The organism is Collinsella ihumii (assembly GCF_900046475.1).
Classification (GTDB): domain Bacteria; phylum Actinomycetota; class Coriobacteriia; order Coriobacteriales; family Coriobacteriaceae; genus Collinsella; species Collinsella ihumii.
In genome coordinates this window covers 320,733-338,379 of record NZ_FCOU01000003.1, presented here as the reverse complement: position 1 = coordinate 338,379, position 17,647 = coordinate 320,733, and the positions used below count along the sequence as shown (strand labels likewise).

General features: G+C 63.2%; 14 protein-coding genes. 7 read left to right on the top strand and 7 right to left on the bottom strand.

What is annotated here, in order from left to right; all coding sequences use genetic code 11:
• Positions 1-72: 72 nt before the first annotated feature.
• Positions 73-975: a LysR family transcriptional regulator gene (locus tag BN3789_RS02735; RefSeq protein WP_161938968.1), complete on the top strand. Its 903-nt coding sequence runs from the start codon at positions 73-75 to the stop codon at positions 973-975.
• Between the two features lie 127 nt (positions 976-1,102).
• Positions 1,103-3,460 (top strand): ferrous iron transport protein B, encoded by a 2,358-nt coding sequence (gene feoB, locus BN3789_RS02730; protein ID WP_066829611.1) that lies wholly within the window; start codon positions 1,103-1,105, stop codon positions 3,458-3,460.
• 106 nt (positions 3,461-3,566) lie between these two features.
• Here the strand turns inward: feoB and BN3789_RS02725 are convergent, their stop codons facing one another.
• The gene (locus tag BN3789_RS02725) at positions 3,567-4,097 is read right to left on the bottom strand and encodes a cysteine hydrolase family protein (protein ID WP_066829607.1); all 531 of its coding nucleotides are present in this window, start codon (positions 4,095-4,097) and stop codon (positions 3,567-3,569) included.
• Positions 4,098-4,310: 213 nt separating this feature from the next.
• On the opposite strand from BN3789_RS02725, the gene BN3789_RS02720 reads away from it, so the two are divergent.
• A complete protein-coding gene (locus BN3789_RS02720) occupies positions 4,311-5,888 on the top strand; it encodes an aminotransferase class I/II-fold pyridoxal phosphate-dependent enzyme (protein ID WP_202615055.1) in 1,578 nt (525 codons plus the stop codon).
• Between the two features lie 202 nt (positions 5,889-6,090).
• A complete protein-coding gene (locus tag BN3789_RS12990) occupies positions 6,091-6,774 on the top strand; it encodes a helix-turn-helix domain-containing protein (protein WP_066829598.1) in 684 nt (227 codons plus the stop codon).
• 232 nt (positions 6,775-7,006) lie between these two features.
• Here BN3789_RS12990 and BN3789_RS02710 read toward each other — a convergent pair whose 3' ends face one another.
• Positions 7,007-8,284, bottom strand: a complete 1,278-nt coding sequence (locus tag BN3789_RS02710) for a putative ABC transporter permease (RefSeq protein WP_066829597.1) — start codon at positions 8,282-8,284, stop codon at positions 7,007-7,009.
• A 286-nt stretch (positions 8,285-8,570) separates the two neighbouring features.
• Here BN3789_RS02710 and BN3789_RS02705 point away from each other — a divergent pair, with 286 nt between their 5' ends.
• Positions 8,571-8,984 carry a hypothetical protein gene (locus BN3789_RS02705; protein ID WP_066829596.1) on the top strand — a complete coding sequence of 138 codons (414 nt, stop codon included), beginning with the start codon at positions 8,571-8,573 and terminating at the stop codon, positions 8,982-8,984.
• A gap of 468 nt (positions 8,985-9,452) precedes the next feature.
• Entirely contained in the window at positions 9,453-10,373 is a 921-nt protein-coding gene (locus tag BN3789_RS02700; protein ID WP_066829594.1) for a LysR family transcriptional regulator, read from the top strand.
• 84 nt (positions 10,374-10,457) lie between these two features.
• On the opposite strand, the gene BN3789_RS02695 is transcribed toward BN3789_RS02700, so the two are convergent.
• On the bottom strand, positions 10,458-13,565 hold the full coding sequence (locus tag BN3789_RS02695; protein ID WP_079989042.1) for a mechanosensitive ion channel domain-containing protein: 3,108 nt from the start codon (positions 13,563-13,565) through the stop codon (positions 10,458-10,460).
• Between the two features lie 11 nt (positions 13,566-13,576).
• Complete coding sequence (locus tag BN3789_RS02690; protein WP_066829592.1) at positions 13,577-14,434, bottom strand: transporter substrate-binding domain-containing protein; 858 nt, start codon at positions 14,432-14,434, stop codon at positions 13,577-13,579.
• Positions 14,435-14,718: 284 nt separating this feature from the next.
• Between BN3789_RS02690 and BN3789_RS02685 the strand changes: the two genes are divergently transcribed.
• Complete coding sequence (locus BN3789_RS02685) at positions 14,719-14,973, top strand: hypothetical protein (RefSeq protein WP_066829590.1); 255 nt, start codon at positions 14,719-14,721, stop codon at positions 14,971-14,973.
• A gap of 213 nt (positions 14,974-15,186) precedes the next feature.
• On the opposite strand, the gene BN3789_RS02680 is transcribed toward BN3789_RS02685, so the two are convergent.
• The 3 genes from BN3789_RS02680 to BN3789_RS02670 all read right to left on the bottom strand — a co-directional run bounded on the left by BN3789_RS02680 (position 15,187) and on the right by BN3789_RS02670 (position 17,600).
• Positions 15,187-15,747, bottom strand: a complete 561-nt coding sequence (locus BN3789_RS02680; RefSeq protein WP_239455980.1) for a ferritin family protein — start codon at positions 15,745-15,747, stop codon at positions 15,187-15,189.
• Positions 15,748-15,974: 227 nt separating this feature from the next.
• Complete coding sequence (locus tag BN3789_RS02675; RefSeq protein ID WP_066829588.1) at positions 15,975-16,862, bottom strand: DUF5131 family protein; 888 nt, start codon at positions 16,860-16,862, stop codon at positions 15,975-15,977.
• A gap of 327 nt (positions 16,863-17,189) precedes the next feature.
• Entirely contained in the window at positions 17,190-17,600 is a 411-nt protein-coding gene (locus BN3789_RS02670; protein ID WP_066829587.1) for a peptide deformylase, read from the bottom strand.
• Between the last annotated feature and the right edge of the window lie 47 nt (positions 17,601-17,647).

Below are 17,647 nucleotides of genomic sequence, written 5' to 3'. Positions count from 1 at the left end.
CAGGTACGTCCCCGATTTTGCACTATGGTTGATAATGGAGGCATGCGTTGGGCGAGCACGGGAGGTGCCGATGTGAGGGACTTCGATTGGGAGATTATCGACGAGCTGCACCGCAACCCGAATGTGTCGCGTGCCGCCGCCGCTCTCTATATGACCCAGCCCACGCTCACCAAGCGCCTGCAGCATATCGAGCGGGAGCTGGGCGTGCGCATCGCCGAGCGCACCCCGAAGGGCCTCGCCTTCACGCCCGAAGGCGAGTATCTGGCGAAGCGCGCCGCCGAGCACAAGGAGTTCGTCGAGCAGACGCATCGCGGCCTTGAGGAGCTTCGCCAAACGGCGAGCAAGATGATCACGGTCGGCTCCTCCTACACCTTCAACAAGTACAACCTATGGGACGTGCTGGGCGGGTACGCCGAGGCCGGCGATCCCGAGGTGCGCTTCACCGTCGTGAACGACCAGAGCGACGCGCTGTTTCGCATGGTGCTGGACGGCAAGCTCGACCTCGCGTTCGTGCGCGGCGACTACGAGGGCCCGGTTCGGCGGACCCTCGTCGACTGCAACCAGGCGTACCTCATGAGTCGCGAACCCGTCGACATCGATAATCTGCCGACCCTGCCGCGCATCGATTTCAGGACGAACGCCCAGTCGACCGAGCTGCTCGAACGGTGGTGGCTCGAGCGCTATGGATCGAAGATGGTCCCGGGGATGAGCGTCGGGTACATCGACTTCGTCTGGGAGCTCGTGGCGCAGGGGCGCGGCTATGCGCTGTGCTTCGTCTCGTCGAAGTTCGAAAACGAGCGCGGCCTCTGCTTGACGCCTTTGACCTGGGCGGACGGGTCTCCGCTCGTGAGGCGCACATGGTGCGTCTGCCCGAAGGCGGCGCTGCCCGCCCACGTGGAGAGCTTCATCCGTTACGTGCAGGAGGATGTGGCGATCTCCGAGGGGGCGGTGCTGCGGCCCGCCGTGCCCGAATGAACCATTTGAATATATGCTCGAATGTTCAGATGAAGATTGAGAAACCACCTCAGACCGTTCGGCTCCACGCTATCATGTCTTGGAACGTCATGCATGTACGGCGATTCAGAGGGGAAGAACGGTACGCATGAGACTAGACACGCTCGAGATCGGCAAGGACGCGATCATCGCGTCGGTCGATTCTGATGACGCTGCGCTCAGGCAGCATATTTTGGACATGGGCCTCACGCCTGGCACCGAGGTCACCATGATGAAGTACGCCCCCATGGGCGATCCGCTGGAGATCCGCCTGCGCGGGTACGAGCTGACGTTGCGCAAGGATGACGCCGCCCGCATCGAGCTGCGCGACATCCACGATGCGCATGCGCTCAAGCGCGCCGACGTGCGCACGGGCACCACGGCGCATCCGGCGCTCGGCGAGAACGCGGCGCGCCCCCGCTCCGGCGGCAGGCCCATCCCCGAGGGGCAGGCGCTGACCTTTGCGCTGGCGGGCAACCAGAACTGCGGCAAGACCACGCTGTTCAACCAGCTCACCGGCTCCAACCAGCACGTGGGCAACTTCCCGGGCGTCACGGTCGACCGCAAGGACGGCCAGATCAAGGGCCATCCCGAGGCGACGGTGACCGACCTGCCGGGCATCTACTCGCTGTCGCCCTACACGAGCGAGGAGATCGTCTCGCGCGAGTTCATCCTGAACGAGCAGCCCGACGGCATCATCGATATCGTGGACGCGACCAACATCGAGCGCAACCTCTACCTTACGCTGCAGCTCATGGAGCTCGACCGGCCCATGGTGCTCGCGCTCAACATGATGGACGAGGTCGCGGCCAACGGCGGCACCGTGGACGTCAACCGGCTCGAGGAGCTGCTCGGCATCCCCGTGGTGCCCATCTCCGCGGCAAAGGGCGAGGGCATCGGCGAGCTGGTGGAGCATGCCATGCACGTGGCGCGCTACCGCGAGCATCCGGGCCGCCTCGACTTCTGCGCGCAGGATGGACCGGACGGCGGCGCGCTGCACCGCTGCATCCACGGCATCTGCCAGCTTATCGAGGACCACGCGGCGTCGGCCGGTCTTCCGCTGCGCTTTGCCGCCACCAAGCTTATCGAGGGCGATGCGCGCGTGATCGCGGCGCTCGCGCTGGACCAAAACGAGCTCGACGCGCTCGAGCACATCATCGTGCAGATGGAGGACGAATCGGGTTCCGACCGCCTTTCCGCCTTGGCCGACATGCGCTTCACCTTCATCGAGGAGGTCTGCTCGGCGAGCGTCGTGAAGCCGCATGAGAGCCGCGAGCACATGCGCTCGGTCGCCGTCGACCGTATCCTGACGGGCCGCTATACGGCCATCCCCGTGTTCATCCTCATCATGCTGGCGGTGTTCTGGCTGACGTTCGATCTGATCGGCCAGCGCCTGTCCGACCTGCTTGAGCTGGGGATCGAGTCGTTCACCGGCGTGGTGGACGCATGGCTTACCGACTTCGGCGTGAACCCGGTGGTCCATTCGCTCGTGATCGACGGCATCTTTGCCGGCGTGGGCAGCGTGCTGTCGTTTCTGCCCATCATCGTCGTGCTGTTTTTGCTGCTCTCCATTCTCGAGGACTCCGGCTACATGGCCCGCGTCGCCTTCGTGATGGACAAGCTGCTGCGCAGAATCGGCCTTTCCGGCCGCAGCATCGTGCCGATGCTGATCGGCTTCGGCTGCAGCGTGCCGGCGATCATGGCGACCCGAACGCTTCCGTCCGACCATGACCGCCGCATGACCGTGATGCTCACGCCGTTCATGAGCTGTTCGGCCAAGCTGCCGGTCTACGGCCTGCTGACCGCGGCGTTCTTCCCGCGCTACGGAGGGCTGGTCATGGCCGCCATGTACCTCATGGGCATCCTGGTCGGCATCCTCGTGGCGCTCGTGCTCAAGCGCAGCGCGTTTCGGGGCGATCCGGTGCCCTTCGTCATGGAGCTGCCGAACTACCGTCTGCCGAGCGCGGGGACGGTGGCGCGCCTCGCGTGGGACAAGGGCAAGGGCTTCGTGCGCAAGGCGTTCACGATCGTGTTCGTCGCGACCATCATCATCTGGTTCCTGCAGACGTTCGACATCCGCTTCAACGTGGTCACCGATCAGTCCCAGAGCCTGCTTGCCGGCGTGGGCCAGGTGCTGGCGCCCATCTTCGCGCCGCTCGGCTTTGGCGACTGGCGCGCCTCCACGGCGCTCGCTGCGGGCTTTGCGGCGAAGGAGAGCGTCGTCTCCACGCTGACCGTGCTTTTGGGCGGCGACGTGTCGGCCCTCTCGACGCTGTTCACCCCGCTGACGGCGTTTTGCTTCCTGACGTTCACGCTGCTCTACACGCCGTGCGTCGCGGCCGTGTCGACCGTGCGCAGCGAGCTGGGGACCCGCATGATGTGGGCCGTGGTCGGCCTGCAGTGCGGCGTCGCCTGGATCGCATCGTTTGCGGTGCACCTGATCGGCATGGCTGTCGGATTGGGATAGCGGCACGTCTCGCCACTTCATGGAGGACGGGCCATTTAGGGACGGGGCCATTTCCACCCATGGCAGGCACTGCGCCGCCATGGACGGAAATGGCCCCTCCCCATATTTAGCGCACTTCGACCTGGCAGCTCTTCATGGTCGTCAGCGCCGCGTCGTGCGAGGCGGGGGTGACGCCGGCGCAGAGCGCCGAGTTGACGCGCACGGGGATCTCGGGGAAGTGCGCCTTGATGAGCAGGGCGTTGCTCACCACGCAGATATCGGTGCACAGGCCGATGAGCTCGATGGAGTCGATCGGCTCGGCGTCGTTTTCCTCGGCGAGCCACCAGACGAGCTGCACGGAGCCGAACGTGGGCTTCTCGAACACGAGGGCGCCGCGCTCGGTGCGAACCTCCTCGAGTTCGGGCACGAGCTCCCAGCCCGGGGTGTCGCGCACGCAGTGGACGACCGGCAGGTTGCGTCCCTCCTGCGTCTCGAGGTAGCCCTCCTCGTGGGTGTCTTTGGTGAACACGACGGTCCCCTTGAAATCGCGCGCGTAGGCGGCCGCGTCCGCAACGATCGCCTGCGCCTCGGGCGTTCCGAGCGCGCCGGATACGAAATCGTGCTGCATGTCGACGACGATCAGGTAGTTGTTGGCCATGATGGTGTCCTTTCGTCAGCGGCTGGCGAGCGCCCTTCACGGCGTTCGTGTTGAGACCATGATGATACCGCGCCGACGAACTATCCGGGAATTCTCGGCAAGTTCAATTTCTTTCTGTGGTAGACTGCCCATAAATTGAACTTTGAACCTGATTGCACATATCGCAAGCAAAAAAGTTCAATTCTGATTCGAAATTGAACTATTGGAGGCGAGATGGCGCAGAACACCGAGCACGAGTCGTTTGCCGACCGTCTCAAGACGGCCATGGCGCATCGCGGCCTCAAGCAGAGCGATATGATCCGTGCGGCGTCCGAACTCGGCAGCAAGTTGGGAAAAAGCCAGGTCAGCCAGTATGTGAGCGGCAAGACCGTTCCCCGCCGCGACGTGGTCGCCCTGCTGGCCCGCATCCTCGACGTCGACGAGGGCTGGCTTGAAGGCGCCGCTTCCCTGCAGGCGGAACCGAACGCGCCCGTCATACCGAGCGACGAGCGAGCTAGCGCGCGGCATGAGGCCGCCGACCAACCTTCCGATTCCGACCGTCAACATGACGCACCAACGCAAAGGAGCACTTCAATGCGCGAGTTCAATAAGTCAAGCAAGCTCGATAACGTCCTGTACGACGTCCGCGGCCCCATCACCGACGAAGCGGCCCGCATGGAGGCCGAGGGCCAGCGCATCCTCAAGCTGAACATCGGCAACACGGCGCCGTTCGGGTTCCGCACCCCCGACGAGGTCATCGAGGACATGCGCCTGCAGCTGACCGACTGCGAGGGCTACTCCGAGGCGCGCGGCCTGTTTAGCGCCCGCAAGGCGATCATGCAGTACGCGCAGCTCAAGGGCATCCCCAACGTGAGCATGGACGGCATCTACACCGGCAACGGCGTCTCGGAGCTCATCCAGCTGTGCATGAACGCGCTGCTCAACAACGGCGACGAGATTCTGATCCCCATGCCCGACTACCCGCTGTGGACCGCCTGCGCCACGCTCGCCGGCGGCACCCCGGTGCACTACGTGTGCGACGAGCAGGCCGAGTGGAACCCCGATGTCGCCGACATCGAGTCCAAGATCACCCCGTGCACTAAGGCGATCGTCATCATCAACCCCAACAACCCCACGGGCGCCGTGTACCCGCGCGAGGTCCTCGAGCAGATCGTCGAGATCGCGCGCAAGCACCAGCTCATGATCTTCTCCGACGAGATCTACGACCGCCTGGTCATGGACGGGTTCGAGCACGTTTCCACCGCGACGCTCGCCCCCGACCTGCCGTGCGTCACCTTCTCCGGCCTCTCGAAGTCGCACATGGTCTGCGGCTTCCGCATCGGCTGGATGGTGCTTTCGGGCAACAAGCGCTGCATGAAGGACTTCATGTACGGCGTCAACATGCTGTCGAACATGCGCCTGTGCTCCAACGTCCCCGGCCAGTCCATCGTGCAGACCGCGCTCGGCGGCCACCAGAGCGTCAACAGCTACATCGTTCCCGGTGGGCGCATCTACGAGCAGCGCAACTACATCTACGAGGCCCTCAACGCCATCGACGGCGTCACCGCGGTCAAGCCCAAGGCGGCCTTCTACATCTTCCCCAAGCTCGACGTCGAGAAGTTCAACATCACCAGCGACGAGCAGTTCGCGCTCGACCTGCTCCACGAGAAGCGCATCCTGATCACCCGCGGCGGCGGCTTCGCCTGGCCGGAGCCCGACCACTTCCGCATCGTCTTCCTGCCGCGCATGGGCGTGCTGCAGGAGGCCGTCGAGGATCTGGCGGACTTCCTGGAGCACTATCGCCAGCGCTAGTCATGGTGCCCGCAGACGGCCCCCACACATCGACTCGGCAAGGCAGCGGCACCTCGGTGTCGCTGCTTTTTTGTGCAGACATTGATTCTCTACATCTGTTGCCTGCGGAAACTCTACACTAGCTGACGGCCGGAAGGCCTGTATGTGATTGCGGTCCAAAAAAGAGGCCGCCTGTTGAGCGCCGAGGGCGCAGGAGGAACGCATGTCTGAGTACAGCGAAAACGATGTGACCATGACCGAGAACGATGAGATCGCCGTCGAGAAGACGGCCGAAGCGGACGCCGTGTCCGCTGACGTGACGGCTGAGGTCGAGGCCGAGGAGCCCGTGGCCGAGACCGTCGTTGAGTCCGAGGCTGACGTCGAGAAGGAAGAGGACGCCGAGGATTCCAAGATTGCGCCCGAGAATCTGGATGATGAACTGTTTGACAAGGTGAACCGTGCAGCCCGTCTGCTGCGCGGTCGTCGCGATATGATGCGCGAGGAGGCCGAGGAGGACGCCAAGCGCATGAACGACCTCATGCGTGCGCTCAAGCTCCTGGAGCTTAAGCCTCGCATGGAGCAGAAGGAGATGGCCGAGCTCATGGGCATGCGCCTGCGCGAGCTCGACGGCATCCTGGCCGAGGCGGAGAAGAACGACATCGTCGCGCGCATCGAGCCCGAAGAGGAGGATATGCGCAAGATCGTCGTCATCGCCAGCGAGGACGCCGAGGAGCTCATCGCCGCCCTGGGCAACAAGCGCAAGAAGCTCGTTCCGCAGCTGTCCGCTGCGACGGCCGAGAGCCTGATCGAGATGCTCGACCAGGTCGTCGAGCCGCTGGTCGCCATGGGTCTCGACTCCGACCGCGGCCCGCGCGGCGGTCGTGACGACCGGCCGTGGCGGCCGTGACGACCGCGGCGGCCGTGACGACCGCGGCGGTCGTGGCGGCTTCAGCGGCAACCATCGCGGCGGTCGCTTCTAAGCGATACGGCATATATGCATGAGCCCTTGGCGGTCTTCTCGTCCGCCAAGGGCTTTTTTGTTGCCGGTCTCGGCGGGCTTGCCGAGGCCTGCGCATAGGAGAGGCCCCGACGACGCGCCGTCGGGGCCTTTCGCCACCCGTTGGAATCGAGGATCGTCCTTACGCAGTTGTGACGGTGTCGGACGCGGCTCCTCCGTCGATACGTCCGGAGTCCTCGGGCGTGATCGTCATGCTCTCGAAGCGATGCTCCATGTAGTCGTTGTCGAAGTGCTCGGCGTAGAACTGCTCGACCGGCGTCGCGCCCGCCACGCCGGAGAGGCGCTCGAACCAGCAGTCGAGCGCCTGCAGGGTCATGACGCCGTTGACAACCATAAGCACCGTGCACAACGCGGTGAACGAGTAGCGGAGCTTCCAGGGAATGATGTTGATGAGCTTGAGCAGCCACGGTAGGCAGAGCTTGATCCATACGAATCCGAGGGCGCCCCACATGCACATGAACAGCGTGCTGGTTCTGCCGCCGAACAGCACGGCGATTGGATCGGGGAACAGGCCGAAGATGGTCGAGCCGGAATAGTCCCATGCGACGGCGCCGAAGCCCGTCTGCATGAACCAGCTGACCGCCGCCTCGAACAGGCCGCCGATGACGGCGGACACCACGAAGATGATGACGGGGTTCGAGCGGTAGAAGCGGTTGAGCGCCACCGTCATGAGCACGGCGCCGAATCCGTAGATGGGGGAGAACGGGCCGAACAGCATGCCGGCGCGGTCCTGGTAGACGCCGGGCTCCACGATCACCATGTGATAGATGGTCTCGATGATGAGGCCGAGCACGCAGCAGACCACGAAGACCCAGAACAGGTTGAAGAAGTTGAGCTGGATGTAGCCCTCGCCCTTGAGGTCGCGGCCGAGCATGCCGATGCGCGCGGCCTCGCGATCCGACAGGTCGCGGGCGGTGCGCTCGAGATGGCGCTCGTGGCGCAGCGAGGGATCGACGGTGACCGACAGCGTCAGCAGGATGACCAGCTGGATGGTGTCGGGGATGAGGCTCGTGCTGACGCCATCGAGCATGATGCGCAGGATGATCTGGACGAGCGTCGTGGCGATCAGCGCGTAGGACCATCGCGCGGCATGGCGGCGGCGGTTCTTCAACAGGGAGCGGCCGAACACGATGAGGCCGATGGCGTTGCCGAACGTGGTGACCAGCGAGATGACCAGCAGGATGACCGGCAGCGTCGGGTCGGTGCCGACGATGATAGCGCTCGGGTCGGTCTGCAGGGCGAACAGGAGCAGCAGGCCGAAGACCAGCACGGAGAAGACCGTGAAGATGCCGTCTGCCATGCAGAGGAAGCCGTATACCTTGAGGATGAGCGGAATCTTCTTATCTGCTTGGGGCTCAGGTGGGAAGACGCCGTGCTGATCGAGTGCGGTTTGTGCCATGGATGTCCCTTTTGGTCGCGTTGACGGATGGGCCATGCCGGGGATGCGCCGAGCTGCAGCGTGCATTCCGGGCATGCGCAATACAGCAAAATCATAGCCTATGCGCTGCGGCGCAGCAGGATACGGGTGGTGTCGGGCCACCCTTCAAAGAACGGTTGATGCGATGCCCCGCTTATTGACGCCCCAGATCGCTACTCAATATAATCGCCCAGTTTGTTACTGCCAGCTATATGTCGCCTTCCGTGTGGCCGGCATGCGGCGGCGATCGATGTGAAAGGACGAAACCATGGCAAGTCAGTCTAAGGAGTGCGCGATCGTCAAGGGCATCAGCGTCTTCTTCTTGGTGTTCGGCATCGCGGCCATCGCCGTCGCCGCCCTCATGTTCTTCGGCGCTCCCCACGTCGATCTCAACATGGAGGATGGCACCCAGATCGCCCAGCTCTACGCGGTCATCATGGCCCTCATCGGCCTCTTCGAGTTCGTGACCGGCTTCGTCGGCATCCGTGCCGCCAAGAAGCATTCGCTGCTCAAGCCCTATGTCTATCTGTGCGCCTTCATGGTCGTGGTCAACCTCGCCGAGACCGCTCACACCTTCATGAATGGCGGCGGTTCGGTCTACATGTATCTCGTGTACGCGGCGACCGCGTTCGCCGGCATCGTGTTCGCCTCCCGCGCCATGAAGAACGAGGGCGTGAACTAGGGAACGCTGACCGATGTGCTGGCCGACGTCAGCCGGGGCCTGCGTTGCGGCGTCGTCCGCATCGACGGTACGCTATAGGCACGTCACTCTGTTGACAGTACGCTATAGGCACGGTTTTCGCCCGAAAACGTGCCTATAGCGTACTGTGGATGGGACGGCGTGCCTATAGCGTACCGCCGATTTCTTGCTTCGCCCCGCCTGCCACGGGTGTGCACGGCGCGGGGCGCATCAATCGGCGCCTGCGGGAAACATCGAACCATGCTTTCAAGCCCGCCTGCATGAGCAGGCGGGCTTTTTCATGCCGCGCGTCAAGCTGCATGCTCAACTCTTCGTTGATGCGGGATGGATTTCTCCGCGCGGGGAAGTGCGAGACGTATTCTATTCTGATGGGCCATCGCGCCGGGTGGAGAGCGTTCCCGCGTATGGGCCGGGGATGTCTGCTGCCGAGCGGTGTTGTGGGGCGTGATTGTGAACATACGACAGCTTCAATATTTCTATCTTGCCGCATGCTGCGGGAGTTTTTCCGAGGCGGCCCGTGCGGAGAACGTCTCGGTCCAAGCGGTGTCCAAGGCGATGCTCGACCTCGAGGAAGAGGTGGGCGCCCCTTTGTTCGTGCGCGGGGGAAGGACCGTGAAGCTCACGCCGTTGGGAAAATCCCTGGTCGGTCCCGCCCGTGAGGCCGTGGCGAGTTTCGACGCGTTCGGCCGGGCGGTCGAATTGCGCACGCAGGCGGAGACCGGTAAGAAGCAGGCCGATGTGCGCCTGGCGCTGATCTCTCCGCCCTTTGCCAAGCATGAGCTTGTATGCAACGCGTTTTCCCAGCTCATCTCCCATATGGCGGGAATCAAGACGCAGCTCGAGCTCGCCATGGGGACCCAGGCGCTTGCGGATCTGCGCGCGGGGAACATCGATGCGATGATCACCATCGGCGCCTTCTCCGATCCCCGCTGCAGCTGCCTGGTGCTCGGTACCGTATCGGTCGGCGCGTTTATGGGCAAGAACCATCCGCTACGCCGCAAGCGCCTGCTGACGTTCGCCGATCTCGAGCGGTATCCGGTGCTCTACAACGAGGAGATCGATTCGTTCAACGAGACGATCCTCTCCTCATGCCGCAAGCGCGGGCTCGCCTCGCCGCTGATAAGCGTCGACACCGATGAAGGGGTCGCGGAGTTTCTCGAGCAGAAAGACGGGTATGTCCTGGGCATCCACCTGAAGGCGCTCGATATCAAGCCGCTCGCCATCATGCATCGCGTGGACCCTTCAGATGCGCCGCCCGTGCCGATATGCATGGTGACGCTGAAGGGCCGCCAGAGCGACGCGATCGATCGCCTCAACCGATTCGTCCGCAACGAGTTCCCGTTCATGAAACGCGTGCTCTCGAGTACGTAAAGGCATCCGACATGGCAGGTGCAAAAGAAAACGGCCTGGAAGCGCGTGCTTCCAGGCCGTTTGCGTTACCGCTTCTCGCAGCTATCAGTGGCGATGGGAATCGTTGAACTCGTCGAAGTCCTCGTTCTCGTCCACGAAGTTCTTGAACGCCTCCTTCTGCTCCGCATTGAAGGCGTCGGCGGCGCGCTTCTCGGCGGCCGTCGCCTTCTTGAAGACGGTCGGCTGGTTGACCACGACCTGCGGGAAGGGGATGGAGATCCTGTACTTGTCGAACAGCAGCTTCATCTCGCGATTCAGGTCGTTCGTCAGGCCGCCACGGTCCTTCTCGTTGCACTCTGCCACGATCTTGATGTTGACCGAGTTGTCGGCGAGCATCGTGACGCCGCGGTAGAACGGGCCGTCGATGATGGCGGGCAGGCGCTTCCTGATGTTCGGCAGCTCCTTGGAGAGGATGTTCTCCACGCGCTCCAGGCTCTCGCCGTACTCGATGCCGACCTCGACGGCGGCGAACGAATGCTCCTTGGTCATGTTGACCACGTTGGAGATGCCGGAGTTGCGCAGTACGAGGATGTTGCCGGAGCCGTCGTTGATCTTGGTGGTGCGCACGCCGATCTCCATGACGGTGCCCTTGCTGCCGCCGACCTGGATGATGTCGCCGACGCGGAACTCGCCCTCGAAGATGATGAACAGGCCGGCGATGATGTCGGCCACGAGGTCCTTGGCGCCGAGCGAGATCGCGAGCGTCAGCAGGCCGGCGGAGGCGAGCAGCGTCGCGGTGTCCACGCCCAGCAGCGCAAGGCACCAGTACAGCATGCCGATCATCGCCGCGTACTTGACGATGCTCGCGGCCAGACGGCACATGGTGACGCCGCGGGCTTCCACGACCTGGGCGATCAACATGAAGATCTTCTGCAGGATCGTCGCGACGGTCATGATGACGCAGGCGGACATGAGGCTGGCCGTGATGGCGAAGATGTTCGGGCCGTGCTGCCAGGAGCCGCCGAGGATGTAGGCGAAGATGGAGTCGGTGCCGAAGATGGCGTCCTTGAAGATGACGGCGAGGCACACCAGGATCACGGCGACGCCCATGAGCCAGCGGAGCACGGTGCCGAGCTTCTGCTCGGGGGTCATCTCGTCCCAGCTGAAGGCGCGGTTGAGCCAGCGGCTCGCGGCGCTCTCGGTCTTCATGGTGCGACCGCCCACGGTGACGTCGACCATGCGCGGGTCGTCATCGGACTCTTTGCGTGCGGATGCGACGGCCTGGTCGGCGCCGGGCTTGGGCTCGACGACCATGAGGCAGAAGATGACGGCCAGGCACACGAGCGCGATGCCCGCGGTCGCGATGGTCAGCGGCACGCGCTCGGCCATGAGGGCACCGTCGGATCCGACGGCGTAGACGTAGTAGTCCGACGTCTCGGCGGAGGTGGCGAAGTACTGCTCGCCGTTGACGGTGATGTAATCGCTGTAGCCGTCGATCAGCTGGTTTTCGGTCATGCCGCATGCGGTGGCCGCCTTGCCCACCGTGTTGGCGTCCGGGTAATAGGCAAACGTCCCGTCGCTCTTGTCGATGGCGAACGCAAAGCCGTCGGCGCCCACGTGCACGCCGTCGAGCACATGGTCGATCTGGACGGACTCGAGCAGGGACTCCAGGCGCGTCGGGCGGATGCCGAGCTGGACGAAGCCGTCGATGATGCCGTCGGCGTTGTGCGTCACGACGCCGATGTACTGGCGCAGCTCGCCGGAGACCTCGTCGGGGCCGGCGGGCTGGACGTAGGACTCGACGCCCTGCAGCAGCTTGCGGAACTCATAGGACTGGTCGGCGGAATCCTCGGACAGCACGAAGTTCGTGAACGTGGAGTTCGTGGCGGTCACGCGGCCAGAGGAATCGAACTTGAACAGATACTGGATCTGCAGCGCGTCTGCGAGCTCCTGGAGCTTCTCGCGCGTGGCGAGCTCGGGGTTGCGGTCGAGGATGTAGGCCGCGACCTGAGCCTTGGAGAGGTAGCGCTCGTTGTACTGGTCCTCGAGGTCGGAGGCGCGGTCCTGGCTGGTCTGGATGGCCTGGGTGATCTGCTCGACGCGCTCGGTCATGGTCAGCGACTGCGAGGACAGCGCGAACAGCGTCTGCATGTAGAACGAGATCACGATGATGCCGATAAAGCCGACGGCCGAGAGCACGGCAGCCTTCTTGGCGATGCGGCGGTTGATGCGCAGGCCGCCTGCCTTGGACCCATCCTGCTCCGTCTCGCCGCGGCGCTCGTCGTCGCGCAGGACGAAGATGCCGTACAGGGCGACGGCGGCCACGACGGCGGTGAAGGCGAACAGGATGACGCCCACGGTCACCATGGTCGAGGCGTTCATGTCGGAGGCGGGGACGGCCTGGATGTAGTACATGTCGTCGATCAGGCTGACGTGGCAGTACAGGGAGTCGCCGTCCAGGGTCATCCAGCTCGTCGTGCCATCCTCGAGCTTGGCGACCTCGATGCCCGCGTCGATCGCGTCGGTGCCGACGAGGTTCTCATCGGGATGGTACTCGATCAGGTAGGTCTGGGCGGACAGGGCGAACACGTAGCCGTCCTGGCCGACCGTGATGTTTCTGAGCACGCTCGCGGTGGAGCTCGTCGCGGCGTCGAGCTCGTCGAGTTCGACGGGGCTCTGCTCGATGACGGCCATGGTGTCGTTGTCGATCTTGGCGGCGTAGTAGCGGTACAGCCACTCGCGGTCGGGCAGATCGATCTCCACGGCACGGCTGGGCTCTCCCGTGTTCAGGGATTCGCGCAGGTAGTTGAAGCGCGCGTGGGAGAAATCGGCCTCGGTCTTCTGGGCGCACGCGACGACGGAGCCGTCGCGCTTCACGATCAGCACGTTATCGACGCCGAGGAGCTCCTGGTACTCGCGCATCTTGGCGTCGGTTGCCTCGTAGCCGGTGTTGTTGTTGGCCATGAAGGCGATGCTTTGCGCCTTGGACTGGTAGATGGCGTCGAACGTCTCCTTGTTCTGGTCGGCCTCGGAGGCGGCGTCGGCCAGCAGCGTGTCGAGCTGCTCCGCCTCGGCGATCATCTCGGAGGCGTAGTTGCTCTGCGTAAGGGTGTTCTGCATGTTGAACAGCAGGACGCCCATGACGACGATGCTGGCGATCGCAGCGACGATGATCGCTGCGATCTTGATCTTCAGGTTGCGTGTCATCTTCATCGGGCGGCCTCCTAGTCCCACTTGTCGATCAGGGTCTCGATGGTGCCGTCATCGAGCATGGCCTGGATGGCGTCGGAAACGGGGGCGGAGAGGTCGGAGCCCTTCTGCGTGGCGACGCCGAAGGACTGCTCGGCGACCACGAAGCCGGGAAGGATCGAGCGCTTGTAGTTCATATAGGTCTTGGCGATGGCGCCGTCGAGCACCATGGCGTCGACCGTTCCCTCCTCAAGCGCGTCGGAAAGCTCCTGGTAGGAGGGATACTGCAGCAGCGTCCAGGTATCGAAGATGACATGGCTGTTGTCATCTTTCACGACCTGCTTGATCTCTTTCGAGAAGTCCATCTCGGCGAACTTGTTCGTCAGCAGCGGAGCGGCGTTGGCGCCGGACATGGTGCCGAACGTCATGCCCTTCATATCGTCGATGCTGTCGAACATGGAGCTGTTCTGGACGACCGCGATGACCTGGTCATCGTAGTAGGCGGGGGAGAAGTCGAAGTTCTCCTTGCGCGAATCGGCGATGGAGTAGCAGGCGATGATGCAGTCGATCTGGCCGTCGAGCAGCATCTCCTTGCGGTCATCGGGCGTGACGGTCGTGAACTCGACGTTCGACTTGCCCATGCGGTCCGCCATCTCCTGGGCGATGTCGATTTCCAGTCCGTAGTACTTGCCGGTCCGATCGTTGAGGTAGCCGAAGCCGACGATGTCCGAGCGGACGCCGACGCGCAGCGTGTTCCCGTCGGAGCGGGACGTGGTCGTCGCCGAGCTGCCGGCGGCCGTGCCGGAATCCGTGCATCCGGTCAACCCGGCGAGCGCACAGGCGACGGTGCCCAGCGCCAGCGCGCCAAACTGCCTCCTTGTGATGACGTGCATCTTCCCTCCTGTTTCAAGAGCAAATCTATATTTCAAACTCGTTAATTATGCAGGTCAGAGCACGAAAAAGCATTGATTTTGAGCTGCGGTAAACGAACAGTTGAAACCACTTGAAAAGAAAGGGGCGCACAGATAGCGGGCAGGGCGCTTTCGCCGTCTCCTTGCGTATCCTTACACGAATATGACAGCCCCCTCACGCAACGTTGCCAATCGGCGATTACGTTAGTACTTGGTAAGGCATGCGCGGTCTGCATGCCGACCGTCCGATGAGGAGAGGGTGCCGTATGGATGCGATGAGTGGGTTTGTTCCCGAGCGTGAAAGCGAGTTCACGGGACTGAAGGGGACGTTGCTCAAGTACACGGGGTGCACCTATGCGCTGGTGATCGCAAGCCAGTTCATCGAGGCGCTCGCATTGTCCGTCGGCGACGCGACGGGCGCGCTGTTTGCGGCCTCCCGGGTTGTGTTCGTTGCAGCGTTTGTTGCATATCCCGTGGGGGCGTGCATCGCGCGTGCGATGCGGTCGGGAAAGCGCGCATAGGAGCTACGGTACGCTTGTGCAAATCGGGGGACGTACCTGTTGCGTGCATTTATGCACGCAACAGGTACGTCCCCCGATTTGCATGACCCCCTTGTGACGGGTTGAAGCGAACCCGTCCCCAAACAACCTATCCCAAACCGGCCTGGGGCAAAAGAAAGACGCGCCCCCGGAGAACCGGGGGCGCGTCTGGTGCGCAGTTACGCAGGGTTCGGCTTAGCCGAAGTAGCGCTTGAGCAGGCCAGCGAAGGCCTTGCCGTGACGGGCCTCGTCACGAGCCATCTCGTGCACGGTGTCGTGGATGGCGTCCAGGTTAGCGGCCTTGGCGCGCTTGGCAAGGTCGGTCTTGCCGGCGGTGGCGCCGTTCTCGGCCTCGACGCGCATCTCGAGGTTCTTCTTGGTGGAGTCGGTCACGACCTCGCCGAGGAGCTCGGCGAACTTGGCGGCATGCTCGGCCTCCTCGTGAGCGGCCTTCTCCCAGTACAGGCCGATCTCGGGATAGCCCTCGCGATGAGCGACGCGAGCCATGGCCAGGTACATACCGACCTCGGTGCACTCGCCCTCGAAGTTGGCGCGCAGATCGGCGACGATGTCCTCGGGGACCTCGGGCAGCTTGCCAACGCCCACGACGTGCTCGGCAGCCCAGCTCATCTCGGTCTCGCTCTGCTTGATGAAGCGGTCACCGGAGACGCCGCACTGGGGGCACTTGAAATCCTCGGGCAGCTGATCGCCGTCGAACTCCTCAACGTAACCGCAAACGGGGCAAACGAACTTCATGATCTTCCTCCGATCATAGGCGATTGCGCGATTCCCGGTCCCTTCGGACCCTCTCCGGGATGACCGCGCCGTACATTTAGGATTATGACCAAATGTTGGCGCTATAGGCCCATATTGAGACTGATTCCTAGAAGTTCAAAGGACCTTCACAGTATGTTTAATATAGCTAACTCAGTGGGTTGAACGAACGCGTCGTTATGGCGCGGAACGGGCCGACCGGCACCGCTCTACCGCATCCAGCATGTGGTGCATGAACCGCAGCCGTTGCAGATGAGGAGGCTGCCGCATTGGGCGCATTGCTCGTGGTAGTCGGGCTGGAACAAATCCCGATCGGGGATCTCGAGCCCCAGCCGGTCGGTAAGGCGCCAGGCGATCGGGCGTCCCTGGTAGCCCATCCCGGACTTCCAGGCCTGCTGGCTTTGAAGCTTCTTGCCGCGTAGGTGGTAGGTGCGTCCGTCTTTGATAAAGACGCTGCCCGTCTCGATGAAGGCGAAGGTGACATGCGCCGCGACGCATTCGCTACGCAGGGCGCGAACCCAATCGAAGTCGCAGGGGCGCGCTCCGCCATAGTTCTCGCCGCCGCATATGACCTGCTCTATTCCGTGCGGACCGAGACTTCCCGGAACGACGTGCTCTATGGAGACCGGTCCGATAAACGGAGCGCACATGATGCCGCGGTGTTTGGCGGGCGTGGCGAGCAGCGTGGGGATGCGCTCGTCAGCGCGACGCTGGTTTTCGCATGTAACGTTCAGCATGACGTTGTCCCAGCCGTCGCCCCAGTCTGCCGGAAGGCGGCCGGCAAAGCGCTCGGGCCGCTTGGTGAGGATGAAGAAGCGCACGTCGGGACGCTCGCGGATGATGTCCCATGCCTTCTCGCGCCATGGATCGGCCTCGGGTACCAGGAAGTCCGACGTCATGCAGACGCGGATCAGCTCGCCGGGCCGTATTCTGTACGACCCGTCGCGCGTCCGCTGCAGGGGGTAGTCGAAGTTCTTGGTGCGCGCGATCTGCGAGGCGTCCAGGCCGCGCCGCTCGTCGTTGTAGTACATGTAGCAGTTGTCGCACCCCTCGCTCACGCGCGTGCAGCCGTGCCAGGGGTTCCATATGTCGTGCACGGGTTGCCTCCTTTCGCACGTGGCGGGATGTGCGGTATCGATGGTACCCGATTGCACGGACATGCCGTGTGTTCTGCTATGGCTGGCAAGCACCTTTTTGACAGTGCTTGTGTCATCGTGCTCCAGGATTCCTGACGCATCTCTCGTCTGCCTGTTAATTCATGAATTAGTACGGTGTCAAACAGATGAATCCTGGGCAAACGCCGAAAATGCCTCCGGTAATTCATGAATTAGTGAAGGCCTGGGATCGGGGGACCGCCGACCGGCTCGTCCCGTGCCGTGCGCCTCGTGCCGTGCGTTCGGCGCGATAGCAATCGATTGACGTTTCTAGATAAGAATCCCGTTGTAGTGATCGATCTCGTGCTGGATGATCTGGGCGGTGTACCCGGTGAATGTCTCGGTGCGCGGGGCGAAGTCCTCGTCGAGGTAGCTTACGCGGATGCGGCGCCAGCGCACGGCCGGGCGCGTGCCGGAGAGCGACAGGCATCCCTCTTCCGTCTGGTACTCGTTGGCACAGTCGACGATAACCGGGTTGTACATGAGGCGCGCACGCGGGCCGTCCTGCACGACGATGACGCGCTTTCGCTGCCCGATCATGTTCGCCGCCATGCCCACGCATTCATGCGCATGGGCTGCAAGCGTGTCCAACAGATCCTGCCCGATGGAGGCATCGTTCGGTGTCGCGTCGACGCTCGGCATACGCAGCATGAGAGGGGAGGTGACGATGGGTCGGATCATGGGGCTCCTTGGACGAGGACGAGGCTTTGGTTTCGCTTCGAGCTTAC

Excerpts from the sequence above, each read along its gene's own strand:
- BN3789_RS02680 (WP_239455980.1), bottom strand. The coding sequence starts at position 15,747 with ATGAAGTTCGTTTGCCCCGTTTGCGGTTACGTTGAGGAGTTCGACGGC.
- BN3789_RS02670 (WP_066829587.1), bottom strand. The coding sequence starts at position 17,600 with ATGATCCGACCCATCGTCACCTCCCCTCTCATGCTGCGTATGCCGAGC.
- BN3789_RS02690 (WP_066829592.1), bottom strand. The coding sequence starts at position 14,434 with ATGCACGTCATCACAAGGAGGCAGTTTGGCGCGCTGGCGCTGGGCACC.
- BN3789_RS12990 (WP_066829598.1), top strand. The coding sequence starts at position 6,091 with ATGTCTGAGTACAGCGAAAACGATGTGACCATGACCGAGAACGATGAG.
- BN3789_RS02685 (WP_066829590.1), top strand. The coding sequence starts at position 14,719 with ATGGATGCGATGAGTGGGTTTGTTCCCGAGCGTGAAAGCGAGTTCACG.
- BN3789_RS02710 (WP_066829597.1), bottom strand. The coding sequence starts at position 8,284 with ATGGCACAAACCGCACTCGATCAGCACGGCGTCTTCCCACCTGAGCCC.
- BN3789_RS02705 (WP_066829596.1), top strand. The coding sequence starts at position 8,571 with ATGGCAAGTCAGTCTAAGGAGTGCGCGATCGTCAAGGGCATCAGCGTC.
- BN3789_RS02725 (WP_066829607.1), bottom strand. The coding sequence starts at position 4,097 with ATGGCCAACAACTACCTGATCGTCGTCGACATGCAGCACGATTTCGTA.
- BN3789_RS02720 (WP_202615055.1), top strand. The coding sequence starts at position 4,311 with ATGGCGCAGAACACCGAGCACGAGTCGTTTGCCGACCGTCTCAAGACG.
- BN3789_RS02695 (WP_079989042.1), bottom strand. The coding sequence starts at position 13,565 with ATGAAGATGACACGCAACCTGAAGATCAAGATCGCAGCGATCATCGTC.
- feoB (WP_066829611.1), top strand. The coding sequence starts at position 1,103 with ATGAGACTAGACACGCTCGAGATCGGCAAGGACGCGATCATCGCGTCG.